The organism is Stenotrophomonas sp. YJH_SMC_43, assembly GCF_059372535.1.
Genome location: NZ_JCAFVQ010000003.1, coordinates 654579 through 677485, shown reverse-complemented (window position 1 = coordinate 677485; position 22907 = coordinate 654579). Strand labels below are relative to the sequence as shown.

Annotated in this window: 26 protein-coding genes; 14 read left to right on the top strand and 12 right to left on the bottom strand. The window is 67.0% G+C overall.

Annotation, left to right across the window (positions count from 1 at the left end):
• Positions 1 to 5: 5 nt before the first annotated feature.
• The 5 genes from AC5QAH_RS15290 (at position 6) to AC5QAH_RS15270 (ending at position 3588) form a co-directional block, all read left to right on the top strand.
• Entirely contained in the window at positions 6 to 848 is an 843-nt protein-coding gene (locus AC5QAH_RS15290; protein ID WP_049480669.1) for a response regulator, read from the top strand.
• Positions 845 to 1558, top strand: a complete 714-nt coding sequence (ung, locus tag AC5QAH_RS15285; RefSeq protein WP_054172625.1) for a uracil-DNA glycosylase — start codon at positions 845 to 847, stop codon at positions 1556 to 1558. Before AC5QAH_RS15290 ends, ung begins: the two co-directional genes overlap by 4 nt.
• Before the next feature lie 279 nt (positions 1559 to 1837).
• The gene (gene rpoH, locus AC5QAH_RS15280; RefSeq protein WP_006473441.1) at positions 1838 to 2713 is read left to right on the top strand and encodes an RNA polymerase sigma factor RpoH; all 876 of its coding nucleotides are present in this window, start codon (positions 1838 to 1840) and stop codon (positions 2711 to 2713) included.
• A 175-nt stretch (positions 2714 to 2888) separates the two neighbouring features.
• A complete protein-coding gene (locus AC5QAH_RS15275; RefSeq protein WP_043397589.1) occupies positions 2889 to 3272 on the top strand; it encodes a type II toxin-antitoxin system RelE/ParE family toxin in 384 nt (127 codons plus the stop codon).
• Positions 3256 to 3588 (top strand): helix-turn-helix domain-containing protein, encoded by a 333-nt coding sequence (locus AC5QAH_RS15270; protein ID WP_019338970.1) that lies wholly within the window; start codon positions 3256 to 3258, stop codon positions 3586 to 3588. The genes AC5QAH_RS15275 and AC5QAH_RS15270 overlap by 17 nt, the downstream gene beginning before the upstream one ends.
• A 76-nt stretch (positions 3589 to 3664) precedes the next feature.
• Here the strand turns inward: AC5QAH_RS15270 and purD are convergent, their stop codons facing one another.
• Genes purD through purH form a run of 3 tightly spaced genes read right to left on the bottom strand, consistent with a single transcriptional unit; the run spans position 3665 to position 7485 of the window.
• Positions 3665 to 4948: a phosphoribosylamine--glycine ligase gene (purD, locus tag AC5QAH_RS15265; RefSeq protein WP_010481051.1), complete on the bottom strand. Its 1284-nt coding sequence runs from the start codon at positions 4946 to 4948 to the stop codon at positions 3665 to 3667.
• Positions 4949 to 5006: 58 nt separating this feature from the next.
• Positions 5007 to 5885: a hypothetical protein gene (locus AC5QAH_RS15260; RefSeq protein ID WP_053443596.1), complete on the bottom strand. Its 879-nt coding sequence runs from the start codon at positions 5883 to 5885 to the stop codon at positions 5007 to 5009.
• Between the two features lie 16 nt (positions 5886 to 5901).
• Positions 5902 to 7485, bottom strand: a complete 1584-nt coding sequence (gene purH, locus AC5QAH_RS15255; RefSeq protein ID WP_262102370.1) for a bifunctional phosphoribosylaminoimidazolecarboxamide formyltransferase/IMP cyclohydrolase — start codon at positions 7483 to 7485, stop codon at positions 5902 to 5904.
• A 223-nt stretch (positions 7486 to 7708) separates the two neighbouring features.
• Between purH and AC5QAH_RS15250 the strand changes: the two genes are divergently transcribed.
• Genes AC5QAH_RS15250 through AC5QAH_RS15225 form a run of 6 tightly spaced genes read left to right on the top strand, consistent with a single transcriptional unit; the run spans position 7709 to position 13509 of the window.
• Positions 7709 to 8326: a CDP-alcohol phosphatidyltransferase family protein gene (locus AC5QAH_RS15250; protein WP_010481057.1), complete on the top strand. Its 618-nt coding sequence runs from the start codon at positions 7709 to 7711 to the stop codon at positions 8324 to 8326.
• A gap of 34 nt (positions 8327 to 8360) precedes the next feature.
• Entirely contained in the window at positions 8361 to 10112 is a 1752-nt protein-coding gene (locus tag AC5QAH_RS15245; RefSeq protein WP_262102371.1) for a class I SAM-dependent methyltransferase family protein, read from the top strand.
• A gap of 23 nt (positions 10113 to 10135) precedes the next feature.
• Positions 10136 to 11440 carry a phosphatase PAP2/dual specificity phosphatase family protein gene (locus tag AC5QAH_RS15240; protein ID WP_177178896.1) on the top strand — a complete coding sequence of 435 codons (1305 nt, stop codon included), beginning with the start codon at positions 10136 to 10138 and terminating at the stop codon, positions 11438 to 11440.
• On the top strand, positions 11437 to 11874 hold the full coding sequence (locus AC5QAH_RS15235; RefSeq protein ID WP_043397407.1) for a hypothetical protein: 438 nt from the start codon (positions 11437 to 11439) through the stop codon (positions 11872 to 11874). Before AC5QAH_RS15240 ends, AC5QAH_RS15235 begins: the two co-directional genes overlap by 4 nt.
• Positions 11875 to 11887: 13 nt before the next feature.
• On the top strand, positions 11888 to 12517 hold the full coding sequence (locus tag AC5QAH_RS15230; protein WP_005411260.1) for a lysophospholipid acyltransferase family protein: 630 nt from the start codon (positions 11888 to 11890) through the stop codon (positions 12515 to 12517).
• Entirely contained in the window at positions 12514 to 13509 is a 996-nt protein-coding gene (locus tag AC5QAH_RS15225) for a phosphatidate cytidylyltransferase (RefSeq protein ID WP_495232441.1), read from the top strand. The genes AC5QAH_RS15230 and AC5QAH_RS15225 overlap by 4 nt, the downstream gene beginning before the upstream one ends.
• Before the next feature lie 148 nt (positions 13510 to 13657).
• Here the strand turns inward: AC5QAH_RS15225 and fis are convergent, their stop codons facing one another.
• From fis to prmA, 3 genes are all read right to left on the bottom strand, one after another.
• Positions 13658 to 13933, bottom strand: a complete 276-nt coding sequence (fis, locus tag AC5QAH_RS15220) for a DNA-binding transcriptional regulator Fis (protein ID WP_005419706.1) — start codon at positions 13931 to 13933, stop codon at positions 13658 to 13660.
• 113 nt (positions 13934 to 14046) lie between these two features.
• Entirely contained in the window at positions 14047 to 14817 is a 771-nt protein-coding gene (locus AC5QAH_RS15215; protein WP_019338964.1) for a DUF3426 domain-containing protein, read from the bottom strand.
• 42 nt (positions 14818 to 14859) lie between these two features.
• Positions 14860 to 15780: a 50S ribosomal protein L11 methyltransferase gene (prmA, locus tag AC5QAH_RS15210; protein WP_010481075.1), complete on the bottom strand. Its 921-nt coding sequence runs from the start codon at positions 15778 to 15780 to the stop codon at positions 14860 to 14862.
• Positions 15781 to 15943: 163 nt separating this feature from the next.
• On the opposite strand from prmA, the gene AC5QAH_RS15205 reads away from it, so the two are divergent.
• Complete coding sequence (locus AC5QAH_RS15205) at positions 15944 to 16909, top strand: hypothetical protein (RefSeq protein ID WP_495232440.1); 966 nt, start codon at positions 15944 to 15946, stop codon at positions 16907 to 16909.
• Positions 16906 to 17280 (top strand): hypothetical protein, encoded by a 375-nt coding sequence (locus AC5QAH_RS15200; RefSeq protein ID WP_262102373.1) that lies wholly within the window; start codon positions 16906 to 16908, stop codon positions 17278 to 17280. Before AC5QAH_RS15205 ends, AC5QAH_RS15200 begins: the two co-directional genes overlap by 4 nt.
• A 141-nt stretch (positions 17281 to 17421) precedes the next feature.
• Here AC5QAH_RS15200 and accC read toward each other — a convergent pair whose 3' ends face one another.
• The 5 genes from accC to AC5QAH_RS15175 form a co-directional block, all read right to left on the bottom strand.
• Complete coding sequence (accC, locus tag AC5QAH_RS15195) at positions 17422 to 18789, bottom strand: acetyl-CoA carboxylase biotin carboxylase subunit (protein ID WP_010481079.1); 1368 nt, start codon at positions 18787 to 18789, stop codon at positions 17422 to 17424.
• Positions 18790 to 18799: 10 nt separating this feature from the next.
• Positions 18800 to 19279 (bottom strand): acetyl-CoA carboxylase biotin carboxyl carrier protein, encoded by a 480-nt coding sequence (gene accB / locus AC5QAH_RS15190; protein ID WP_010481080.1) that lies wholly within the window; start codon positions 19277 to 19279, stop codon positions 18800 to 18802.
• A 53-nt stretch (positions 19280 to 19332) separates the two neighbouring features.
• Positions 19333 to 19758: a lysozyme inhibitor LprI family protein gene (locus tag AC5QAH_RS15185; protein WP_010481081.1), complete on the bottom strand. Its 426-nt coding sequence runs from the start codon at positions 19756 to 19758 to the stop codon at positions 19333 to 19335.
• On the bottom strand, positions 19755 to 20204 hold the full coding sequence (gene aroQ, locus AC5QAH_RS15180; RefSeq protein WP_010481082.1) for a type II 3-dehydroquinate dehydratase: 450 nt from the start codon (positions 20202 to 20204) through the stop codon (positions 19755 to 19757). Before aroQ ends, AC5QAH_RS15185 begins: the two co-directional genes overlap by 4 nt.
• A 359-nt stretch (positions 20205 to 20563) precedes the next feature.
• Positions 20564 to 21292, bottom strand: a complete 729-nt coding sequence (locus tag AC5QAH_RS15175) for a DOPA 4,5-dioxygenase family protein (protein WP_053443592.1) — start codon at positions 21290 to 21292, stop codon at positions 20564 to 20566.
• Between the two features lie 168 nt (positions 21293 to 21460).
• Here AC5QAH_RS15175 and AC5QAH_RS15170 point away from each other — a divergent pair, with 168 nt between their 5' ends.
• Complete coding sequence (locus tag AC5QAH_RS15170) at positions 21461 to 22288, top strand: isocitrate lyase/PEP mutase family protein (protein ID WP_126560181.1); 828 nt, start codon at positions 21461 to 21463, stop codon at positions 22286 to 22288.
• A gap of 69 nt (positions 22289 to 22357) precedes the next feature.
• Here AC5QAH_RS15170 and AC5QAH_RS15165 read toward each other — a convergent pair whose 3' ends face one another.
• Complete coding sequence (locus AC5QAH_RS15165) at positions 22358 to 22891, bottom strand: hypothetical protein (protein ID WP_049480688.1); 534 nt, start codon at positions 22889 to 22891, stop codon at positions 22358 to 22360.
• Positions 22892 to 22907: the final 16 nt, after the last annotated feature.

Below are 22907 nucleotides of genomic sequence, written 5' to 3'. Positions count from 1 at the left end.
CCGGCATGCAACCGCAAGCGCTGAAGCACCTTGAAGGGCCCGCGACGCGGGTGATGGTGGTCGACGGGTCGAAGCTGGTCCGCAAGCTGATCGCCGACGTCCTGCAGCGTGACCTGCCGGGCGTGGAGGTGATCGGCTGCGACAGCATCGAGGAGGCGCAGCTGGCGCTGGCGCAGGGCCCGGTGGATCTGGTGACCACCTCGCTGACCCTGCGTGATGGTGACGGCCTGGCACTGGCGCGGATGGTGCGCGAAGCCGCTGGCCAGGCCTACGTGCCGGTGATCGTGGTCTCCGGCGATGCCCAGCAGCATCTGGAGCAGCGCCGCTTCACCGAGTACGTCACCGACTATTTCGACAAGGCGCTGGGCCACGAGGCACTGGCCACCTTCGTCCGTGGCTATGTGCAGCCGCAGACCATTCCCGGCGCCACCATCCTCTATATCGAGGACAGCCGCGTGGTGGCCGAGGCCACCAAGCGCATGCTGGAACGCCAGCAGTTGAACGTGCTGCACGTGGTCAGCGCCGAAGAGGCGTTCACCCTGCTTACCGCCGAGTCGCTGGGCCGCAGCCGCCACCGTATCGACCTGGTGCTGACCGATGTCACCCTGAAGGGCGAGCTGAGCGGCCGCGACGTGGTGCAGCGCGTGCGCGTGGACTTCGGTTACGGCAAGCGCCGCCTGCCGGTGCTGGTGATGACCGGCGATGGCAATCCGCACAACCAGACCGGGCTGCTGCAGTCCGGCGCCAACGACCTGGTGCTCAAGCCGATCGAAGAACGGCTGCTGGTCACCAAGGTACTGTTCCAGCTGCGGCTGGCCCGATTGAACGATGGACCCCTCATTCGATGATGGATGAAGTAGCCGGCACCCCGACGATCCAGCTGGAACCGAGTTGGAAGCAGCATGTCGGCGATTACCTGCTGCAGCCGCAGATGCGCGAGCTTTCCAGCTTCCTGCGCCAGCGCAAGGCCGCTGGTGCGGCAGTGTTCCCGCCTGGCCCGCAGATCTTTGCTGCGTTCGACGCCACGCCGTTCGAGCAGGTAAAGGTGGTCATCCTCGGTCAGGACCCGTACCACGGCCGAGGCCAGGCCCATGGCCTGAGCTTCTCGGTGCAGCCGGGCGTACCGGTGCCGCCGTCGCTGCTGAACATCTACAAGGAGATCGAGAGCGATCTGGGTATCCCGCGTCCGGACCACGGCTGCCTGATTCCGTGGGCGCAGCGCGGCGTGCTGTTGCTCAACGCCGTGTTGACGGTGGAAGAGGGCCAGGCCGGTGCCCACCAGGGGCGAGGCTGGGAAGGCTTCACCGACCACGTGGTGGATGTGCTCAACCGCGAACGCGACGGTCTGGTGTTCATGCTCTGGGGCGCGTACGCGCAGAAGAAGGGCAAGGTCATCGATACCCGTCGCCATCGCGTGCTGAAGTCGCCGCACCCGTCGCCGTTATCGGCCCACCGTGGATTCCTGGGGTGCCGCCATTTCTCGATGGCCAACGAGTACCTGCAGCGCCGCGGCCAGGCTCCGATCGACTGGTCGCTGCCGCCCCGTTCGGCGCTCTGAGCGGCGGTGCCGGTCCGGGGCTGAACGCCGGGCAACGTTTCCGGCCCTGAATGGGCGTCCGGGGACGGCCTGTTCAGCTAACCTTGACCGGAATCGGCCGGTTTCCGGCAGGTAATTGCTTGAATTCCAAGGGATTGTGAATCCCGAAAAGCGCGCTCGCCACTGTCATCAAATCGCGCTACGGTAGGGCTCTGTTTGGGACCAGTGTTGCATCAATAGGATGCTGGAACTTTTTCCTCCTTTAGCAGTCCAAATCCCGGACTGCTAAGATGGGTGCCTATGAGCCAGAACACCTCTACTGCCCTTGTGGCAAACAATCTCCCGATTCCCAGTGCGCTCGGTTCGCTGGACGCCTACATCGGTGCCGTGCACCAGATCCCGGTGCTGTCGGTCGATGACGAACAGGACCTGGCCCGTCGCTTCCGCGACGGCAACGATCTGGACGCCGCCCGCGAGCTGGTGCATTCGCACCTGCGCTTCGTGGTGCACGTAGCCCGCGGCTACAACGGCTACGGCCTTGCACTGGGCGACCTGATCCAGGAAGGCAACATCGGCCTGATGAAGGCGGTCAAGCGCTTCGACCCGGATATGGGCGTGCGCCTGGTCTCCTTCGCCGTGCACTGGATCCGTGCCGAGATGCACGAGTTCATCCTGAAGAACTGGCGCATCGTGAAGGTCGCCACCACCAAGGCGCAGCGCAAGCTGTTCTTCAACCTGCGCAAGTCGAAGACGCGCCTGGGCTGGATGAACGCGGCGGAAGTCAGCGCCGTCGCCAAGGACCTGAACGTGTCCGAGCGCGAGGTCATGGAAATGGAATCGCGCCTGTCCGGTCGCGATATCGGTTTCGATGCGCCGACCGACGAAGACAACGAACACGCGCCGCCGTCGCCGGCCGCGTTCCTGGTTGCCAACGACGAAGATCCGTCGATGGCCTACGAACGTGCCGACAGCGAAGACAACCAGATGCAGCTGCTGCGCGAAGGCCTGGCCGAGCTGGATGCGCGTTCGCGCGACATCATCCGCCGCCGCTGGCTGGATGCCGACAGCAAGGTGACGCTGCAGGAACTGGCCGACGAGTACGGCGTGTCGGCTGAGCGCATCCGCCAGGTCGAGGCGAACGCGCTGAAGAAGATGAAGGCGCTGTTCACCGCGTAAGGCGGGATGGCGTTGAAGCAATGAAAAGGCCCGGCACTGCCGGGCCTTTTTCGTTTGTGGGGCTTAGCCACGCATGGCGTGGCTCTACTCTGACGCCAGAGCGGTGATTGTGCCGACCGGGTCATGTGCTGGATGCTGATGTTCACGCCGTACCACGCAGTGGCACGGTATGATCATGCCACGCGTCTTCCGCACACGAAGTTTCAATCGCAGTATGCGTAGGACCACCCTGTCCGACGCTGCGCTGTACCGGTCGGTACGTGAAATGGAAGCGGGTCTGGTGGATGCTGATCTTGGCGGCGGAATCTTCAAGAAGCGCGTTCCGTTGCCGGGGCGAGGAAAGCGTGGGAGCGTTCGAATCATCGTCGCCACACAGCGAGGCGGGCATTGGTTCTTCCTTTTCGGCTACGAGAAGAATGAACGTGCTGCGATCACGAATGCGGAACGGGATGCGCTGCAGTTGTACGCATCGGAGTTCCTGAGAATGAGTACGGCGCAGCTGAATCGCGCCGTGGAGTACGGGGATCTACAGGAGATCGGCCATGACGAAGACCCCTGAGCGACGGCGCGCGAAAAGTGCGCTTCTTGAAGCGGTGCATGATGCTGCTGTGAGTCTGCACGCGCATGGCTTCATCGATAAACGTCGGTTGAGCAGCTACGAAGCACTTTGCCTTGAGCCGGTCCCTGAGTACAGCAGTGCCCAGATCCGTGCCCTGCGTACGTCACTGCAGCTCAGTCAGCCGGTCTTTGCGGGGGTTCTCAATACCAGCGTTTCCACCGTACGCAGCTGGGAGCAGGGCGAAAAGAAACCCAGCGGACCGTCACTGAAGTTGCTTAACCTGATTGATCGGAAGGGTCTCGAAGCAGTCCTGTAAAGCAAAGGCCCGGCAATGCCGGGCCTTTGCTTTACCGTGGTATTCAATCCGCGCCATGCATGGGAGCGGGGGAGCCTCACCCCTCGCGTGCGATCGCGCGCCAACCAATGTCGTTGCGGTGGAATTCGTTGGCCCAGGTCACCTTGGCCACGCCGGCATAGGCATTGGCCTGCGCGTCGCGCACGCTGTCACCCAGCGCCGCCACGCACAGCACGCGGCCGCCGGCGCTGACCACCTGGCCCTGCGCGTCCAATGCAGTCCCCGCATGGAACACCTTGGCACTGGCCGGCACGTCGTCCAGGCCGGAAATCACGTCACCGGTGATCGGCGCTTCCGGGTAGGGCTTCGCGGCCAGCACCACGCCCAGCGACGGGCGTGCGTCCCACTGCGCCTGCACCTGGTCCAGGCGGCCATCGATGGCGGCTTCCACCAGTTCGACCAGATCCGACTGCAGGCGCAACATCACCGGCTGGGTTTCCGGGTCGCCGAAGCGCACGTTGAATTCGATCACCTTCGGCGCGCCGCTGGCGTCGATCATCAGGCCCGCGTAGAGGAAACCGGTGAACGGGATACCGTCGGCGATCATGCCCTGCACGGTCGGGTTCACCACCTCGCGCATCACGCGTGCATGCACCTCCGGCGTCACTACCGGCGCGGGCGAGTAGGCGCCCATGCCACCGGTGTTCGGGCCGGTGTCGCCGTCGCCGACGCGCTTGTGGTCCTGCGAGGTGGCCATCGGCAGCGCATGCACGCCGTCCACCATCGAAATGAAGCTGGCTTCCTCACCATCGAGGAACTCTTCGATCACCACGCGCGCACCGGCATCGCCGAACGCGTTGCCCGACAGCATGTCACGCACGGCATCTTCGGCTTCGGCCAGGGTCATCGCCACGATCACGCCCTTGCCGGCGGCCAGGCCATCGGCCTTGACCACGATCGGCGCGCCCTTCTCGCGGATGTAGGCCAGGGCGGCATCCACCTCGGTGTGCACGGCATAGAACGCGGTGGGGATGTTGTGGCGGGCCAGGAAGTCCTTGGCGTAGGCCTTGCTGCCTTCCAGCTGCGCGGCGGCGGCAGTCGGCCCGAAGATGCGCAGGCCGGCGGCGCGGAAGCGGTCGACCACGCCGGCCACCAGCGGTACTTCCGGGCCGACCACGGTCAGCGCCACGCCTTCGGCCTGGGCCAGCGCCAGCAGGCCGTCGATGTCGGTCACTTTCACCGCCACGTTGCGGCACTTGTCTTCGCTGGCGGTGCCGGCGTTGCCGGGCGCCACGATCACTTCGGTGACACGGGAGGACTGGGCCAGCTTCCATGCCAGGGCGTGTTCGCGGCCGCCAGAGCCGATGACAAGTACGTTCATCACGAGATTCCAGATTGCGTGGGAAGGGAAGATCGATATCCCCGGCGGCGCGCGTGGCTCACTCGCAGCCTTCGCGTCGCAGTGATTCGGGGAAGGAATAGGCCCAGGTCTTCGGGTCCAGGGTAAAGCGGTGTTCCTGCCGGACCTGCTTGCCACCGCAGGTGGTGCCGGTTTCCTCGATCAGCAGCGGCCAGATGCGCGCGCTGCGATCGCTGTCGTCGAAACGCAGGGCGAAATCGATGCTGAAGCGACGGGTACGGCAGTCCTCGACAGTCTCCGGGTCGCTGCTGGCGCCCAGGTTGTCGCACTCGTACTGGGCGTCATTGTCGATATGGCTGCGCACGCTGCCACTGGACACCAGGCCGTTCGGGCCTGGCAGGATCAGCGACTGCGAGAGCAGCGAGAAGCCCTGCCCGAACCAGCCGTCCTCGACGCGGAAACCATAGAAGTCGCTGCCTGCGCGGATGATGCTGGCGGTGCCGGGCTGGCCGCCGCTGCCAAAGCGTTCGCCAGTCAGTTCACTGGTCACGTCGAAGCCCTCGCCCTTCGGACGCAGCACGAAGAAGTCGATCATGCCTGCGTCGATGTGCGCGCCTTCGGACAAAGCACCGCAGACCGCCAGCAACTGCTGCCAGCTGTCACCGCTCACCACCGGTTGCTCGGCGCAGACGTGCCAGTCCATCGGGCGGGTTTCGCCGTCGTCGTTCCAGCTGCCGTGCCATTCACCGGAGAGCCTGGCGTTCTTGCCGTAGCGCTGGACCAGGAAGGCCTGCAGTCGTGCGGTGCGGCTCACGTGCGCCGTCGGCTCGGCGGGGGCCGACGTGGCGGCCTGCGGCGACGACGCAGGCACCGGGGCGGCCGCAGGCTTGCAGCCGGCCAGCGCGGCCGCGCCCGCGAGGGCGAGCAAGGCCAGCGGTTTCAGTGAGACTGCGGACATCCGTGTCGCTCCAGTATCAGTGGCGGAAGTGGCGAACACCGGTGAACACCATGGCCAGGCCGTGTTCGTCGGCGGCGGCGATCACTTCGGCATCGCGCATCGAACCGCCCGGCTGGATGACCGCCTTGATGCCGGCGGCAGCAGCGGCATCGATGCCGTCGCGGAACGGGAAGAACGCATCGGAGGCCATCACCGAGCCCTCGACCACCAGGTTTGCATCGGCGGCCTTGATGCCGGCGATGCGCGCCGAGTACACGCGGCTCATCTGGCCGGCGCCGACACCGATGGTGCGGTTGTCCTTCGCATAGACGATCGCGTTGGACTTCACGAACTTGGCCACCTTCCAGGCAAACAGCAGGTCGGTGAACTGCTTGTCGGTCGGCGCCAGCTTGCTGACCACCTTCAGCTCATCGCGGGTCATGCCGCGGTTGTCCGAGGACTGCAGCAACAGGCCCGAGCCGACGCGCTTGCTGTCGAAGTTGTTCAGGCCATCACCATGCGGGATGCGCAGCACGCGCACGTTGGCCTTCTTCTGCGCGTATTCCAGCGCGGCCGGCTCGTAATCCGGGGCGATCAGCACTTCGACGAACTGGCGGTCCAGGATGACCTTGGCGGTGGCAGCGTCCAGCGGCTTGTTGAAGGCGATGATGCCGCCGAAGGCGCTGGTCGGGTCGGTGGCGTAGGCCAGCTCGTAGGCATCGCCGTTGCCGGCACCGACGGCCACGCCGCACGGGTTGGCGTGCTTGACGATGACGCAGGCCGGCGCGTCGAACTGGCGCACGCACTCCCACGCCGCATCGGCATCGGCCAGGTTGTTGTAGCTCAGTTCCTTGCCCTGCAGCTGCTGGAACGTGGCCAGGGTGCCCGGCACCGGGTACAGGTCGCGGTAGAACGCGCCGCTCTGGTGCGGGTTCTCGCCGTAGCGCAGGTCCATCACCTTCACGAAGGTGGAGTTCATCTGCGCCGGGTACTCGGCACGGGCCGGCACGGCGGCGTCGGTGGCGGTGACCGCCGACAGGTAGTTGCTGATCGCCGCGTCGTACTGGGCGACGCGGTTGAACGCGGCCACCGAGAACGCGAAGCGGGTGGCGGCCGACAGCTGGCCGTCGTTGGCCGCCAGCGAGGCCAGCAGTTCGGCGTACTGCGACGGATCGGTGGCCACCGCCACGCGGGCGAAGTTCTTGGCCGCCGAGCGCAGCATGGCCGGGCCGCCGATGTCGATGTTCTCGACCGCGTCGGCCAGGGTGCAGTCGGCCTTGGCGGTGACCGACTCGAACGGGTACAGGTTCAGCACCAGCAGGTCGATGGCACCGATGCCATGCTCGGCCATCACCGCATCATCCAGGCCCGAACGGCCCAGCAGGCCACCGTGCACCATCGGGTGCAGGGTCTTGACGCGGCCGTCCATCATTTCCGGGAAACCGGTGACCTCGGCCACGTCCTTCACGGCCAGGCCCGCATCGCGGATCGCCTTGGCGGTGCCGCCGGTGGACAGCAGCTCCACGCCGCGTGCCGCCAGCGCAGTGGCCAGCTCGACCAGACCGGTCTTGTCGGAAACGGAGAGGAGGGCCCGGCGGACGGGCAACAGATCAGCAGTCATGGGACAGAATCGGCAGCGGAGCGGGGCCGATATTGTAGGCGGTGGGGGCCCGTGGCGGGCGCTGGAAGGGGTAATTTGCCGTGGCAATCGGCGTAAGGCCGGGTCGGGCACACCGATCCGGCCCGATCCGGAGTCTGGGCTGCGGACCAGAGCCGGGTTGTCGGAATCTGCCAACGATGGGGTAGGCTGTGCCCGCACTGCCAAGGATCAGCGGGTACGGATCATGTCGATCTATGCATTGAAGGGACGTTTCCAGGACCTGTTGCGTCCAGCCGTACGCGGTCTGTTCCGCATGGGGATCACTGCCAATACGGTGACCGTGGCCGCTGCCGTGGTCTCGCTGCTGGTGGCCGCGGCCGTGTGGTGCTGCGCGCCTGCCCAGCCTCTGCTGTATCTGCTGCTGCCGTTGTGGATGCTGCTGCGCATGGCGCTCAACGCGGTGGACGGCATGCTGGCGCGCGAATTCGGCCAGCAATCGCGGCTGGGCGCCTATCTGAACGAATTGTGCGATGTGATCGCCGATGCGGCGCTGTACCTGAGCCTGCTCAGCGTACCCGGCGTGCGCCCGGAGGCGCTGTGGCTGCTGGCCTGGACGGCGGCGCTGAGCGAGTACGCCGGCGTGCTGGGGCTGATGGTCGGTGCCAGCCGCCGCTATGACGGCCCGATGGGCAAGAGCGACCGCGCCTTCGTGATCGGTGCGCTGGGCTTGCTGCTGGCCTTCGGCTGGGGCGGTGCACTGACGGTCAGCGGCGTGGCTGCAGCCATGGCAGTGTTGTGCGTGCTGACGATGATCAACCGCGTCCGTCGCGGACTGCGGGAAGCGGCGGTTTCGCCGAATTAATCAAGCAGATACAAAAAGACAATCAGGAGATTGCATGCGTCAGGCGCAGGAACGGGAATTCCACAGCTTCGACCAGGTACCGCTGTTCTACCGGTACTGGGCGGGCACCACCGCAACCCCGGCCACCAGGGCCATCGTGCTGCTGCACCGCGGCCACGAGCACTCCGGCCGGGTCACCCACCTGGTCGATGAGCTGGACCTGCCCGACACCGCCTTCTTCGCCTGGGATGCGCGCGGCAATGGCCGTTCGCCGGGCGCACGTGGCGATGCACCGGGCTTCCCGGCGCTGGTGCGTGACCTGGACAGCTTCATTGCCCACATCGGCGCCGAGCACGGTATCGCGGTGGAAGACATCGTGGTGATCGCGCAGAGCGTGGGGGCGGTGGTCGCCGCGACCTGGGTGCACGATTACGCGCCGCGCCTGCGTGCGCTGGTGATGGCTTCGCCCGCCTTCAAGGTGAAGCTGTACGTGCCGTTCGCACGCGCTGGGTTGGCGCTGATGCAGAAGCTGCGCGGCAATTTCTTCGTCAACAGCTACGTCAAGCCGCAGTGGCTGACCCACGACCCGGCACGGGTGGAAAGCTATCGTACCGATCCGCTGATCACCCGCCCGATCTCGGTGCGCGTGCTGCTGGGCCTGTACGAAGCGGCCGACCGCATCGTCGCCGATGCGCAGGCGATCAGCGTGCCGGTGCAGCTGTTGGTGTCCGGCTCGGACTTCGTCGTGCATCGTGGCCCGCAGGACCGCTTCTACGAGCGCCTGTCCAGCCCGATCAAGGAGCGCGTGCACCTGCCGGGCTTCTTCCACGACACGCTGGGCGAACGTGATCGCGCGCCGGCACTGGCGCGCATCCGCAGTTTCATCCAGACGCGCTTCGCCGAACCCCTGCGCGAGTTGTCGCGTCGTGACGCACACCGGCATGGTCCGACCTTCGAGGAATCGGAGATCCTGGCCTGGCCACTGGAACGCAACAGCCTGGCCGACCTGCGCTGGCGCGTGGTGCGTGGCGGCCTGCGTTTCGGTGGCACGTTGTCCGAAGGCATCGCGCTGGGCCTGCAGACCGGTTTCGATTCCGGCAGCACGCTGGACTACATCTATCGCGACCAAGCGCGTGGCAAGGGCCCGCTGGGCCGCATGGTCGACCGCAACTATCTGGATGCAATCGGCTGGCGCGGCATCCGTGTGCGCGGCCAGCACCTGCAGGAACTGCTGCGCGATGCTGCGCAGCGACTGCGCGGGCAGGGCACGCCGGTGCGCGTGCTGGACGTGGCCGCCGGCCATGGCCGCTATGTGCTGGAAGCGCTGGGCCAGGGCGAACAGCGCGCCGACCGCATCGTGCTGCGTGATTTCAGCGATCTGAACGTGACCCAGGGCCAGGCCTTGATCGAGCGCCTCGGTGCAGCCGACATCGCCCACTTCGAGCAGGGCGATGCGTTCGATCCGGCACAGCTGGCCAAGGTCGATCCAGCGCCGACGCTGGCGGTGGTATCGGGCCTGTACGAACTGTTCCCCGACAACGATGCGGTGCTGCGCTCGCTGCAGGGCATTGCCGCAACCGTGCCGGTGGGCGGTTACCTGGCCTACACCGGCCAGCCCTGGCACCCGCAGCTGGAGTTCATCGCGCGCGCACTGACCAGCCATCGTGGTGGCGCCGCGTGGGTGATGCGCCGCCGTACCCAGCAGGAGATGGATGAGCTGGTGCGCCTGGCCGGGTTCGAGAAGGTGGCGCAGCGCATCGATGACTTCGGCATCTTCACCGTGTCGCTGGCGCGCCGGACCGCGTGATGGCGACGCTGGCCGCAACCCCACTGGCCGCGGAAGGGCGCCCCTGGCGGCGCGCCCTGCTGTGGCTGGCTCTGCTGGGTCCGTTCTTCTTCGCCAGCTACGGCTTCGCCAACTGGATGGCTGGTCGCCATCCCGAACTGCCGGTGATGGCGTTCGCCTGGGAGACGCGCATTCCCTTCGTGCCGTGGACGATCGTGCCGTACTGGTCGATCGACCTGTTCTACGCGGTCTCCTTCTTCCTGTGCCGGCAACGTCTGGAACTGGACCGGCATGCGCTGCGGCTGTTCAGTGCACAGCTGATCGCGGTCACTTGCTTCCTGCTGTGGCCGCTGCGCTTCAGTTTCGAGCGGCCGGAGATCGGCGGCGTGTTCGGTTGGCTGTTCGATGTGCTGCTGGGCTTCGACAAGCCGTTCAACCAGGCGCCATCGCTGCACATCGTGCTGCTGATCGTGCTGTGGGTGAAGTTCGCGCAGTACCTGCACGGCGTGTGGCGTTGGGTGCTGCATGTGTGGGCACTGCTGATCGGTGTCTCGGTGCTGACCACGTTCCAGCACCATTTCATCGACATCCCGACCGGGCTGCTGGCCGGCTGGCTGTGCGTATGGCTGTGGCCGGAGCAGGGCACGCCGCCGCTGCGCGCCTGGCGTACTGCGGGTGATGCCAAACGTTGGCGATTGGCAGTGCTGTACCTGCTGGGGGCGATGCTGCTGCTGGCGCCGGCGGTGATGCTGCGCGGCGTGGCGTTGTGGCTGCTGTGGCCGGTGGTGTCGTTGCTGCTGGTGGCGCTGGCGTATGCCGGGTTGGGTACGGCGGTGTTCCAGAAGCGCGCTGATGGTCGCCTGACCATGGCGGCGCGCTGGCTGCTGGCGCCGTACGTGGGCGCCGCCTGGATCAACTCGCGGCTGTGGACGCGGCGTGCGCCGCAGCCGGTGCCGGTGCTGGACGGCGTGTGGTTGGGGCGGATTCCCTGCGCGGCGTTGCCGGCACCCTTGGTGGGCGTGGTCGATGCCTGTGCCGAGCTGTCCTGCCGCGCGCCGGGCGCCGGGTATGCCAGCGTGCCGATGCTGGACCTGGTGGTGCCAGAACCGGAGCAGCTGCGCGAGGCAGCCGAGGCCATCGAGCGCCTGCGTGCGCAGGGACCGTTGCTGGTGTGCTGTGCACTGGGCTATTCGCGCAGTGCCGCCAGCGTGGCGACCTGGCTGCTGCGCAGTGGTCGCGCGGCTGATGCCGATGCGGCGGTAGCGATCGTGCGTTCTGCGCGTCCTGGCATCGTGCTGGGTACGGCCCATCTGCGTGCCATCACCAACGCGGCAGGAACGCACACATGAGTACGGTTCCCGATCTGGCGACCATGCAGCTGCTGTTGCGGCAGGGGCGTTGGCCGGCAGGCCTGTCGCTGGGGCTGCTGCTGGTGGCATTGCTGCTGCTCGGCACCGAGCCGGGCCTGGCGATGATCGCTGCAGGGTTGCTGCTGGCCAGCATGTTTGCGGGGGTGGCTCAGACGTACCACGCGTGGCGGGTGGCGCTGGACGCCAGCCTGCTGCAGCTGCTGCGCGATGAGGGCCTGGACGGCGATGCCGCCGCGCGCCGCACCGATCAGGTGCTGCAGGACAGCGGCCTGCGCCGCGCGTCGCCCGATGCGCCCCTGCGCGGCTGGGACGCGCGCTGGGCCGGCATGCGCCGCCTGCTGTTGCGCCAGTACCTGCTGACCGCGGTGCAGTTCGCACTGCTGGTGCTGGCCGTGTTGTGGCCGCAGACGTGAACGGGAGGGACCAATGTTCGCCGAACTGATTGCCCGCGCCTGCAGTGGTGCGATCCATGTGGTGACTGGCGCCCGCGCGCTGTGGATCGGTTGCGCGCCGTCCAGCGAGCGACGCGTGTATTACGGCAACCATGCCAGCCATGGTGACTTCGTGCTGATCTGGTCGTCGATGCCACCGGCATTGCGGCGGCAGGTGCGCCCGGTTGCTGCTGCCGAGTACTGGCAGCGCGATGGGCTGCGTCGCTACCTGATCGATGCGGTGTTCAACGGCGTGCTGGTCGAGCGCGAGGCCGGTCATCGCCAGCAGGATCCGCTGCAGGCCCTGCGTGACGCGGTGGACGAAGACTGCTCGCTGATCCTGTTCCCGGAAGGCACGCGCAATGTCGGCGACGAGCCGCTGCTGCCGTTCAAGAGCGGCATCTACCATCTGGCGCGGCAGCGGCCGGAACTGGAGTTCGTGCCGGTGTGGATCGACAACCTGAAGCGGGTGATGCCCAAGGGCCGCTTCCTGCCGCTGCCCTTGTTGTGCACGGCTACCTTCGGCACGCCGCTGCGACTGCAGGCCGACGAGGACAAGGCCGCCTTCCTGGCCCGCAGCCGGCAGGCGCTGCTGGACCTGGCGCCGAATGGAGGTCGTGCATGAGTTTCGTGTTGGATGTATCTGGCGATCTGGCAACGCAGAGTGTGGGCCAGCAGACCGGCCTGCTGTTTGCTGGTGTCGGCGCGGTGCTGGTGCTGGCCACGCTGGTGGCCGAGACCCTGCGCTGGCGCCAGCGCGGCCTGCCCAGTGCAGTCATCGCCAACCTGGTGTCACGCATCCGCGCCTGGTGGGTGATGGCGATCGTGGTCGGGCTGGCGCTGTTCTTCGGACGTGCCGGGGTGATCGTGCTGTTCGCGATCATCTCGCTGTTCGCGTTGCGCGAGTTCATCACCCTGGCGCCGACCCGCTCGGGCGACTACTACGCGCTGCTGGCCGCGTTCTACATCGTCCTGCCGTGGCAGTACTACCTGGTGTGGATCGACTGGTACGGCATGTACACGCTGCTGATTCCGGTCTATGCGTTCCTGTTCCTGCCGATCCTGTCGACCATCGGTGGTGATACCACGCACTACCTGGAGCGGACCGCGAAGGTCCAGTGGGGGCTGATGATCTGCGTGTTCTGCATCTCGCATGTGCCGCTGCTGCTGAACCTGCACGTGCCCGGCCATGATCCGTCGCGCAACGTGTTGCTGTTCGCCTTCCTGGTGATCGTGGTGCAGTCCTCGGACGTGCTGCAGTACATCTGGGGCAAGCTGCTGGGCAAGCACCTGATCGCGCCGAAGCTGTCGCCGTCGAAGACGGTGGAGGGCTTCGTGGGCGGCGTGCTGAGTGCCAGCGCGCTGGGTGCGGCGCTGTGGTGGATCACCCCGTTCACGCCGCTGCAGGCGTTCGGCCTGTCGCTGCTGATCAACCTGATGGGGTTCTGGGGCGGCCTGGTGATGTCGGCGATCAAGCGTGATCGTGGCATCAAGGACTGGGGCCACATGATCGAGGGCCATGGTGGCATGCTCGACCGGCTGGATTCGGTGTGCTTCGCCGCGCCGGTGTTCTTCCACGTGGTGCGGTATTACTGGAAGGCGGGCGGGGGTGGCTGATTCCGCCGGGCGTCCACCCACGCATGGCATGGCTCTGCTGGAACGGCATTGACGCGCTTCTGTAGCGTCGAGCCATGCTCGACTGCCTTTCACGTGTCGCCCGGCGCAGGAGCAGTCGAGCATGGCTCGACTCTACACATCGGTGCGCTCAGGCGCTGATGCCGTATTCCTTCAGCTTCTTGCGCAGGGTGGCACGGTGGATGCCCAGCATCGCCGCGGCGCGGCTCTGGTTGCCTTCGCAGTGGTTGAGCACTTCCACGAACAGCGGGATCTCCATCTCGCGCAGCACGATCTCGTAGACATCGTCCGCATCGCAGCCATCAAGGTCACGCAGGTAGCGGCGCACGGACTGGGCGACGTGTTCACGCAGCGGTGGCCGGGGAGCGCCACGACTGTTGTCAGGACGAGAAAGGACAGCGTTCAAGGGGGTTCCCGATTCGGTTGGCCCGTGCGCGCGGAGCGCGCGGCCGGACGAGGTGGTGGCGGCCAGTCTAGCGCGAGCGTGCCCGGCCTGCCACGGCTGGTCGCCTCTCCCGGTCAGAGGAAGTCGAAGGTGAATGCGACGGTGGAGGCGGCGGGCTCCTGTACCCGGAACGCGACGCGTGCGCTCTGGCCCGGTTCCAGCAGGGCTGCGCCGGGGTTCTCACCCAGGTACTGCGCGGGCGTGAACACGCCGCTGCCGATCACCCGGCCATCGGCATCGGACAGTGACAGGCGCAGGTCTGGCCACGCTTGTGCCCAACGTGCGTCGTTGCGGATGCTGGCCTGCACCTGCAGCACACCGGCCTGCCCGGGCAGCGGCCGGATCTCGCGGCTGGTCATGGTGAACGCCGTGGGTTCGTGCCAGGCCGGCAGGCTGCAGTGCAGGACGCCGCACAGCGTGCCCAGCCACGCGCGGTTGCCGGCGTCGGCGGCCAACCGCGCGCGGTCGGCCAGCACGCTCTGCAGTACCAGCAGCAATGCCAGCCCGGCGACCAGCAGCCAGTGCCAGCGGGGTGCTGGCAGCGTGCGTGCGCGCGTGCTGCCCAGGAAGCTGGGGGCATCACTGGCGGCCGCTGCTGCTTGCACCGCGAGCGGCGCCGGTTCGATGGCCGCTGCTTCATCAACGATGACAACGTCATCGTCGTGTCGCCTTTCTGTCGCCGGTGGGCCTGCCAGGTCGATGGGCTCGACGGGAATCTGCTCCACAGGCGCTGTGTGCCCGGCTTCATCCTGCATGCGCGCATCGGTCGCAGGCGCGGGCTCACCTTCCGGCGCGGTGCGCAGGAAGGTGGCCAGGGGACGGCGCGGTGGGTTCGGCTCGGACATGCTCAGGGCGCGGGCTCGGATCCAGCGGTCATTCAACCACGATCAGGCGCGGCGCACGCCGGTGATGCGCATCCAGTCGCCATCCTGGGTGGCCTGCAGATCGTCGAACCAGGCCGCATAGCGCTGCAGCAGCTCACCTTCCTGGCCATGCAGGATGCCGGACAGGGCGATGCGGCCACCGGCAGCGACGCGCGCGGCCAGCAGTTCGGCCAGCGCATCCAGCGCCGAGGCGAGGATGTTGGCGACCACGATCGGATAGGTCGCGACCGGTTCGTCCTGCGGCAGGTACACGTGCATGCGGGCCTGTTCGCCGTTGCGTTCGGCATTGTCGGCGGTGGCGACCAGGGCCTGCGGATCGTTGTCCACGCCGATGGCTTCAGCGGCGCCCAGCTTCAGCGCGGCCAGTGCGAGGATGCCCGAGCCGCAACCGAAGTCGAGCACGCGCTGGCCCTGCAGCAGGCCATCGACTGCCAACTGGTCCAGCCAGCGCAGGCACAGTGCGGTGGTCGGGTGGGTGCCCGAACCGAACGCCAGGCCCGGGTCCAGCCGCACCACGGCGGCATCGGCGGCCTGTGCGGCATCGGGCAGTTCATGGTTCCACGGCACGATCCAGGTACGGCTGCCGAAGTCCATCGGCTGGAACTGGTCGATCCAGGCGCGTTCCCAGTCTTCATCCTCGACCGCGCGGAAGCTGCCGCTGCTCCAGTCCAGTTCCGGATCGAAGGATTCCAGTGCGGCCAGCAGCAACAGCGCGTTGCTGTCGGCGGGGAACAGCGCGCTCAGCACCAGCGTGTCCCACAGCGGGGTCTCGCCCACGCCCGGCTCGAGGATGGCCTGTTCGTTGCTGGTATCGGCCTCGGCATCAAGCAGCGTGACGGCCAGTGCGCCGACGTCCTCCAGCGCATTCTCATAGCGGGGCTGGGTAGCTTCGGTGCAACGCAGGGTCAGTTCCAGAAACGGCATGGCGGTGGGGGCAATCGCAGGAAAGGGGGCCATGCTAGACCATCGGGGCGTCTCCGTATCGCCTGAGATGCCGCTCCGAGATGAACGAAGCCCGTTCAGACAGGCCCGTCGGGCCTTGCTAAACTTCGTGCTTTCCTGTCCGCCGCATCGCTCACCGCCGCCGATGGCCTTCGCTCCGACCCTGAAAACCTGGTTGCTCGTACTGCCGGCCGTGGCCGTGCTGGGCGTGGCCGGTTATCGGGCCAGCGGCCATGCCGCGACCTCTTCGCTGGCGTCGGCGGATCTGGCAGGTGGGGTGGCAGCCACTGACAGTGCGGCACCGCTGCCGGTGATGCCGGAGGCGCTCGCGCGCCGCCTGGCACCCTTCGAGCGTGGCAATGCATTGCCGTCCGGGCTGCCCCTGGATCTCCGCGCCGATATCGAAGACGCCACCGACCTGTATGCCTATGCACAGCGGTTGCGTGTGCAGGCGGACGAAGGCAACCACGAGGCGCGCTGGATGCTCAGCCGTGTCTATGACTATTGCGCGCAGTACGCGGTCGATCCGGGTGGCTACCGCCTGGACAACAACGTGCTGGCCGGGCTGGGCCTGACCGCCGCGCCGGCGATGGTGCAGGCGCGCGAACGCGTCGCGCAGCGTTGTGGTGGTTTCGTGCCGGGCGACAAGCTGGGCACGGCCCTGGTGCTGTCCGAACGTCGCAAGGCGGCCGCACAAGGCAATCTGGCTGCAGAGGCTGCGTTGTTCGCCGAGGGAGAGCCGCTGCAGGACAGCCCCGAGTACCGCCGTGACCTGGTTGCACGGGTGCGCACCTCGCGCGACCCGGAGGCCTTCATGGCGATCGCACCGGGCATGGGCGTGCGCGCCTCGGGTGACCGTGCGCTCAACGGCCTGGTGGCGGGCGAGCAGCTCAGTGAACTCGCTTGGCGGCTTGCGGCCTGCGAACTCGGTCTACCGTGTGGGGCAGACAGTGTGCTGGTCAACAGTTTTTGTGCGAACGGAGGGATCTGTTCGCAGGATGGTACGCAGGATTTCCGGGATTTCGTGTATGACGCTGCGGTATCGCGGCAGGGCGCTGGGAAGATGAAGGAATGGATCAAGCGATTGGTTGGAAAGAGGAACGAGCAATGAACTACCGCCGATTCCTGCACGGGGCCAAGTTCTGGTTCTGGGTGGTCCTGTTCGTGGCCTACTCGGCTGGCGCGGTTGGCCTGTTGATGATCGATACCTATGAAGATCGCTACCGGCATCTGTCGAAGGTGGAACTGACCACGGTGAAGGCGCAGGAAGACGTGCGCCGTGCCGGTGCCAGCCAGGTGGCCGCGGTCTATCGCGCGCAGAGCGGCATGCCGTTCGCGTCGCTGCCGGCGGGCAGCACCTTCCAGGTGGTGTGGCCGGATGGTTCGACCGAGACCATGGTGATCGTCGACCCGACCTCGCCCAATGGCGTGCGTCCGCTGGCGAACTCGCAGATTCCGGCCGAAGCGGCCGACAAGCGCTGATGCCACACCGGTAGCGCCGGGCCATGCCCGGCGGGTGGACGGTCGCAATGGAAAGCCGCCGGGCATGGCCCGGCGCTACCGCAAGAACGCGAAAAGGGCGGGAATATCCCCGCCCTTTTCATGTCCAGCACCGGGCACCGATCAGGTCAGCGCGATCGGCTTGTTCTTGCGTTCGGCCAAACGCTTTTCCAGGTAGTGGATGTTCTGGCCACCGGCCTGGAAGCCCTTGTCGCGCATGATCCGCTGCTGCAGGGCGACGTTGGTCTTGATGCCATCGACCACCATTTCGCTCAGTGCCACGCGCATGCGGGCAATGGCGGTTTCGCGGTCCGGGCCGTGCACGATCAGCTTGCCGATCATCGAGTCGTAGTTCGACGGCACGCGGTAGCCACTGTAGATGTGGGTGTCCACGCGCACGCCGGGGCCGCCCGGCGGATGGAAGCCGGTGATGGTGCCCGGGCTCGGCACGAACGTTTCTGCATCTTCGGCGTTGATGCGGCATTCGATGGCATGGCCGGTCAGCACCACGTCACTCTGCTTGATCGACAGCTTCTGGCCGGCGGCGATCTTCAGCTGCTCGGCCACCAGGTCGATGCCGGTGACCATTTCGGTGACCGGATGTTCCACCTGGATGCGGGTGTTCATTTCGATGAAGTAGAAGCGGCCGTCCTCGTACAGGAACTCGAAGGTGCCGGCGCCGCGATAACCAATGCGGATGCAGGCTTCCACGCACACCTTGCCGATCTGCTCGCGCTGCTCGGCGGTGATGCCCGGGGCCGGCGCTTCTTCCACCACCTTCTGGTGGCGGCGCTGCATCGAGCAGTCGCGCTCACCCAGGTGGATGGCGTTGCCCTGGCCGTCGGCCAGCACCTGGATCTCCACGTGGCGCGGATTCTCCAGGAACTTCTCCATGTAGACCTCGCCATTGCCGAACGCGGCCTTGGCCTCGCTCTTGGTGGTTTCGATCGAGGTCTTCAGCGAGGCTTCGGCGTGCACCACGCGCATGCCGCGGCCACCGCCGCCACCGGCTGCCTTGATGATGACCGGGTAGCCGATCTCACGGGCGATCTTGGTGTTGGCGACGATGTCCTCGCCCAGCGGGCCGCCCGAGCCGGGCACGCACGGCACGCCGGCGGACTTCATCGCGCGGATGGCTTCGACCTTGTCACCCATCATGCGGATGGTGTCGGCCTTGGGGCCGATGAAGATGAAGCCGGACTCTTCCACCCGCTCGGCGAAGTCGGCGTTCTCCGACAGGAAGCCGTAGCCCGGGTGGATGGCCTGGGCGTCGGTGACTTCCGCTGCGGCGATCAGTGCCGGGATGTTGAGGTAGCTCTGCGGCGACGGCGCCGGGCCGATGCAGACCGACTCGTCGGCCATGGCCACGTGCTTGAGGTTGCGGTCGACCGTGGAGTGCACGGCCACCGTGCGGATGCCGAGGGTGTGGCACGCGCGCAGGATGCGCAGCGCGATTTCCCCTCGGTTGGCGATGACGACTTTGTCGAGCATGGCGTGCCCCTCAGCCGATCACGAACAGCGGCTGGTCGAATTCCACCGGCTGGCCGTTCTCGCCGAGGATGGCGACGATGGTGCCGGACTTGTCGGCTTCGATCGGGTTGAACATCTTCATCGCTTCGATGATGGCCAGGGTCTCGCCTTCCTTGACCTGCTGGCCCACGGTGACGAAGGCCGGCTTGTCCGGAGCGGACGAGGCGTAGAAGGTGCCGACCATCGGCGAGCGCAGCACGTGGCCTTCCGGCAGTGCCGGGCCCGGCTTGGCGGTGCCGCCGGTGGAAGCTTCGGTCGGCGACTGCATCGGCATCGCCTGCGGCGCCGGAGCAGCCGGAGCGGCATACACCGGGGCGGCGACCGGGGCGGCATAGCCGGCCACCGGGGCGCGCGACAGGCGCACCGACTCTTCGCCTTCCTTGATTTCGATTTCAGCCAGGTTCGACTCTTCCAGCAGGTCGATCAGCTTCTTGATTTTGCGGAGATCCATGGTGGCCTCTTTGCTCTTGATGTCAGTGTGGTGGGAAGCGCATCGCGCTCGGGTCAAAGCAGTTCGTAGAACTCGCGCAGCTGCCGTGTGCGGTCGCGCGCGAGGGTGATCAGGCAGCGCATCTGTGCGCCGTTGCGCGCCGTGCCATCGGAATTGAGGGCATAGACGGCGTTGCAGTCGTGGTCGCGCAGCTGCATCCAGGCACGCTGGGCCAGGACCAGCTGCTGCTCGGCATCGCCGCAATAGCTGCAGCCGCCACCGTTGGCGGGTGTGCGCAACTGGCGCCGGGCTTGTGCATACACCGCATTGAGTTCGACATCAGCGGCTGCGGCCACGTCCGAGGCGCACAGGTCGCTCTCCATCGTGGAGGTCGGACGTGCGCAGTCGATGCCTTCGTCCTTGCGGTCGAACGCCGTGGCCGCGCCGCAGAGACCGGCCCACGCCAGAACGCCGGCAAGCACGCGCGGCAGCACGTTCACGCGCGGGCCGCCTGCACGCGCAGCAGCGCCGCGTCCATCGCGTAGCGGTAGCTGTCGGCGCCGAAGCCGCAGACCACGCCCACGGCCTTGTCACTGAAGTAGCTGTGCTGGCGGAACGGTTCGCGGGTATGCGGATTGGACAGGTGAATCTCGATGAACGGCACCGCCACCGCCGCCAGCGCATCGCGCAGGGCCACCGAGGTATGGGTGAAGGCGGCGGGGTTGATCAGGATGAAAGCGGTTCCGTCGTCGCGCGCGGCCTGCACGCGGTCCACCAGTACGTGCTCGGCATTGGACTGCAGGCTCTCCATCGCGTGCCCGGCGGCCGAGGCCTGGGCCGCCAGCGCCTGGTCGATGTCGGCCAGCGTGGTGTGGCCGTAGACCTCCGGCTCGCGGGTGCCGAGCAGGTTGAGGTTGGGGCCGTGCAGGACCAGCAGCTTCGCCATGGGATCCGGAAGACGGGAAAGGGCGGCAGTCTGGCGGAACCGGCGGATGCTGTCCAGTTCGGCGAAGTTTGCTGCGTTTCAATCGTTTGTTTGAAACCTGCCGAAGCGCTTGCGGCCCTACGCGGGGCGGCGGATCAAGGCGCGCTGAACGCCGTGCGGGCGGGGGATGCGTGCACGTAGGGCGACGATGGCGGCAAGAGCCTTGCCGGGGGAGCCGCGCCACGCGTGGAAGAAGGAAGCTCGGTGCGCAGCAAGCTACGCACCCACCGGAGGGGGGCTCAAGGTGCGCAGCAAGCTACGCACCCACCGAAGGGCGTCCCAAGGTGCGCAGCAAGCTACGCACCCACCGGAAAGGCGGGTCAGGTCTCCAGCGGCACCGTCGGCACCACGTTCGGGAACACCTCCTCCAGCGGCTCCCGTTCCCCCGGCTTCGGTGCCGGCCAGTTGTAGGCGTTCACCGGCTGCGCGCGGTTCACCCACAATGCGTAATACAGGTGGTCGGCACGGCCATCACCGGTATTGGGGTGGATCAGGATGGTCAGGCCCAGGCTGTTGAGCTGCAGCCAGGGCACCAGCACCGGCAGCAGGTCGTTGGTGAAGCCGAAATAGAACGACGGGGTGACGTGTGGTCCGCGTGGTTCCAGGTTCCAGTTGCCCAGCTCCACCGGGAAGCGCTCGGCCGCCCAGCGCCGCAGCAGCGCAGCCTTCTCGAAGCTGTCCTCGTCGAAGTAGATATGCGCGTGATAGCTCTTGATGTCGGTGTAGGCGCGTGGGGTCGCGGGCAGGGTGGCTTCGCCGGGACGCACGCTGGCCGGGCGCAGGGTCGGTTCGCTGGCTGTGGCCTGGCCCCAGGGGCTGCGCCCTTCCGGCGCTGGCGGCACGATGACACGGAAGCCGGGGCGGCCAGGCTCGGTGGTATTCACCGCGTCGTTGCCGCGCGGTGCTGCGGTGCCGGTCGACGCACTGGCCAGGCCACCGGCGGCCAGACCTGCCGAAGCGATCAGGCGGCGCCGTGCCGGCGAGAGCAGGTCGGCCCAGTGGGCGTCATCATCGCCGACGTCGATGAGGGGCTGCGGGTCAGGCGGCATGAAGGGCTCCGTGGCGGCACTGGTGTGGACAACCACGTACGCTCGGGCAGGGCTGCCGGTGGCGTCCAATAAGCAGGGGGCATCACTTCATGCATGGCCGGCTTCGATGCCATTGAGCGCGACCGCACGGCGGGCTAGGGTGCAGGTCTGCCGCCCCGGAGCCCTGCCATGGCCTCGCCCGATGCCGACACACAGCACAAGCGCGCGTCTTTCCGCCAACTGCACGCGCAGGGGTGCTTCGTGCTGCCCAACCCGTGGGACGTGGGCAGTGCGCGCTACCTGCAGCGGCAAGGCTTCCTGGCGTTGGCCACCACCAGTGCCGGCTGCGCCTGGAGCGAAGGGCGGCCGGATGGCGCGGTTTCGTTGCCGGCCACGCTGGCGCATCTGCGCCTGATGGCGGCGGCGACCCCGTTGCCGTTGAATGCCGACTTCGGTGATGGTTTCGGCGCGACGCCGCAGGCGGTGGAGGAGGCGGTGGCTGCAGCGATCGACACCGGCATCGCGGCGTTGTCGATCGAGGATGCCAGCGGCGTCGCCGATGCACCGCTGCGTTCGATCGACCAGGCGGTCGAGCGCCTGCGCGCTGCCCGTGCAGCCATCGACCGCGCAGGCGGTGACGTGCTGCTGGTCGGGCGTGCGGAGAACTTCTTCGTCGGCGTGCCGGATCTGCAGGACACCCTGCAGCGCCTGCGGGCCTATGCCGAGGCCGGTGCCGATGTGCTGTATGCGCCTGGCATCAGCACGCGCGAGCAGATCAGCGCGGTGGTTGCCGCTGCAGGGTCAAAACCGGTGAACCTGCTGGTTGGTGGACCGACACCGCTGAGCCTGCAGGACATCGCAGCACTTGGCGTTCGCCGGGTCAGCCTGGGCGGTGCGCTTGCGCGTGCGGCATGGGGTGGGCTGATACAGGCCACACAGCCGATCGTGCAGGAGGGGCGTTTCGATGGGCTGCAGCAGGCGGCTTCCGGGGCCGCGTTGAACGCGTTGTTCCGCTAACGGACAGCCGGCAGATCCATGCCATGCGTAGATGGATGCGCCGGAGCGTACCGACGCCCAGCAATCGCGCTACAGCGTTTCCACTCCACCCTTGGGCAGCGTCACGCCAGGCTCCAGCGCTGGCAGCAGTTGCCAGAGCAGCTCAGGGTTGTCGAGCAACCCGGCGCCATCCAGATAGCTCCATTGCGCGGCGCCGACGCGGCGCACGGCGACCATGAACGAGGTGCTGCGGATCGGGGATTCACGTACGCGCAGCAACGAGTAGCGCGGGACGAAGCAGACCTCCTCGTCACCGGCGGCATAGGTACGGGTCGGTACCCCAGCTTCGTCGCTGATGATGGTGACGCCGGCCTCGTGCAGCGCCTTGACCGTGTCGCGGGTTGATCGGGCGTATACCTCATCACCGCCGGCCAGGCGTTTCAGGCTGGGATGCGTGCGGGCGATGATCAGCTCGGCATCGCCGCGGGCGAACGCGGCCAGCATCCCCTGCACGTCCTGGCGCAGGGCAGCCGATTCGGATGGGGTGAGCTCGCCGGCTACGGCCGTCGGCGCCATCGTGGCCAGCAGCAGGAACAGCAGGGGAGCAAGCAGGCGTCGGTGCATCGTCGGGGACCTCCAC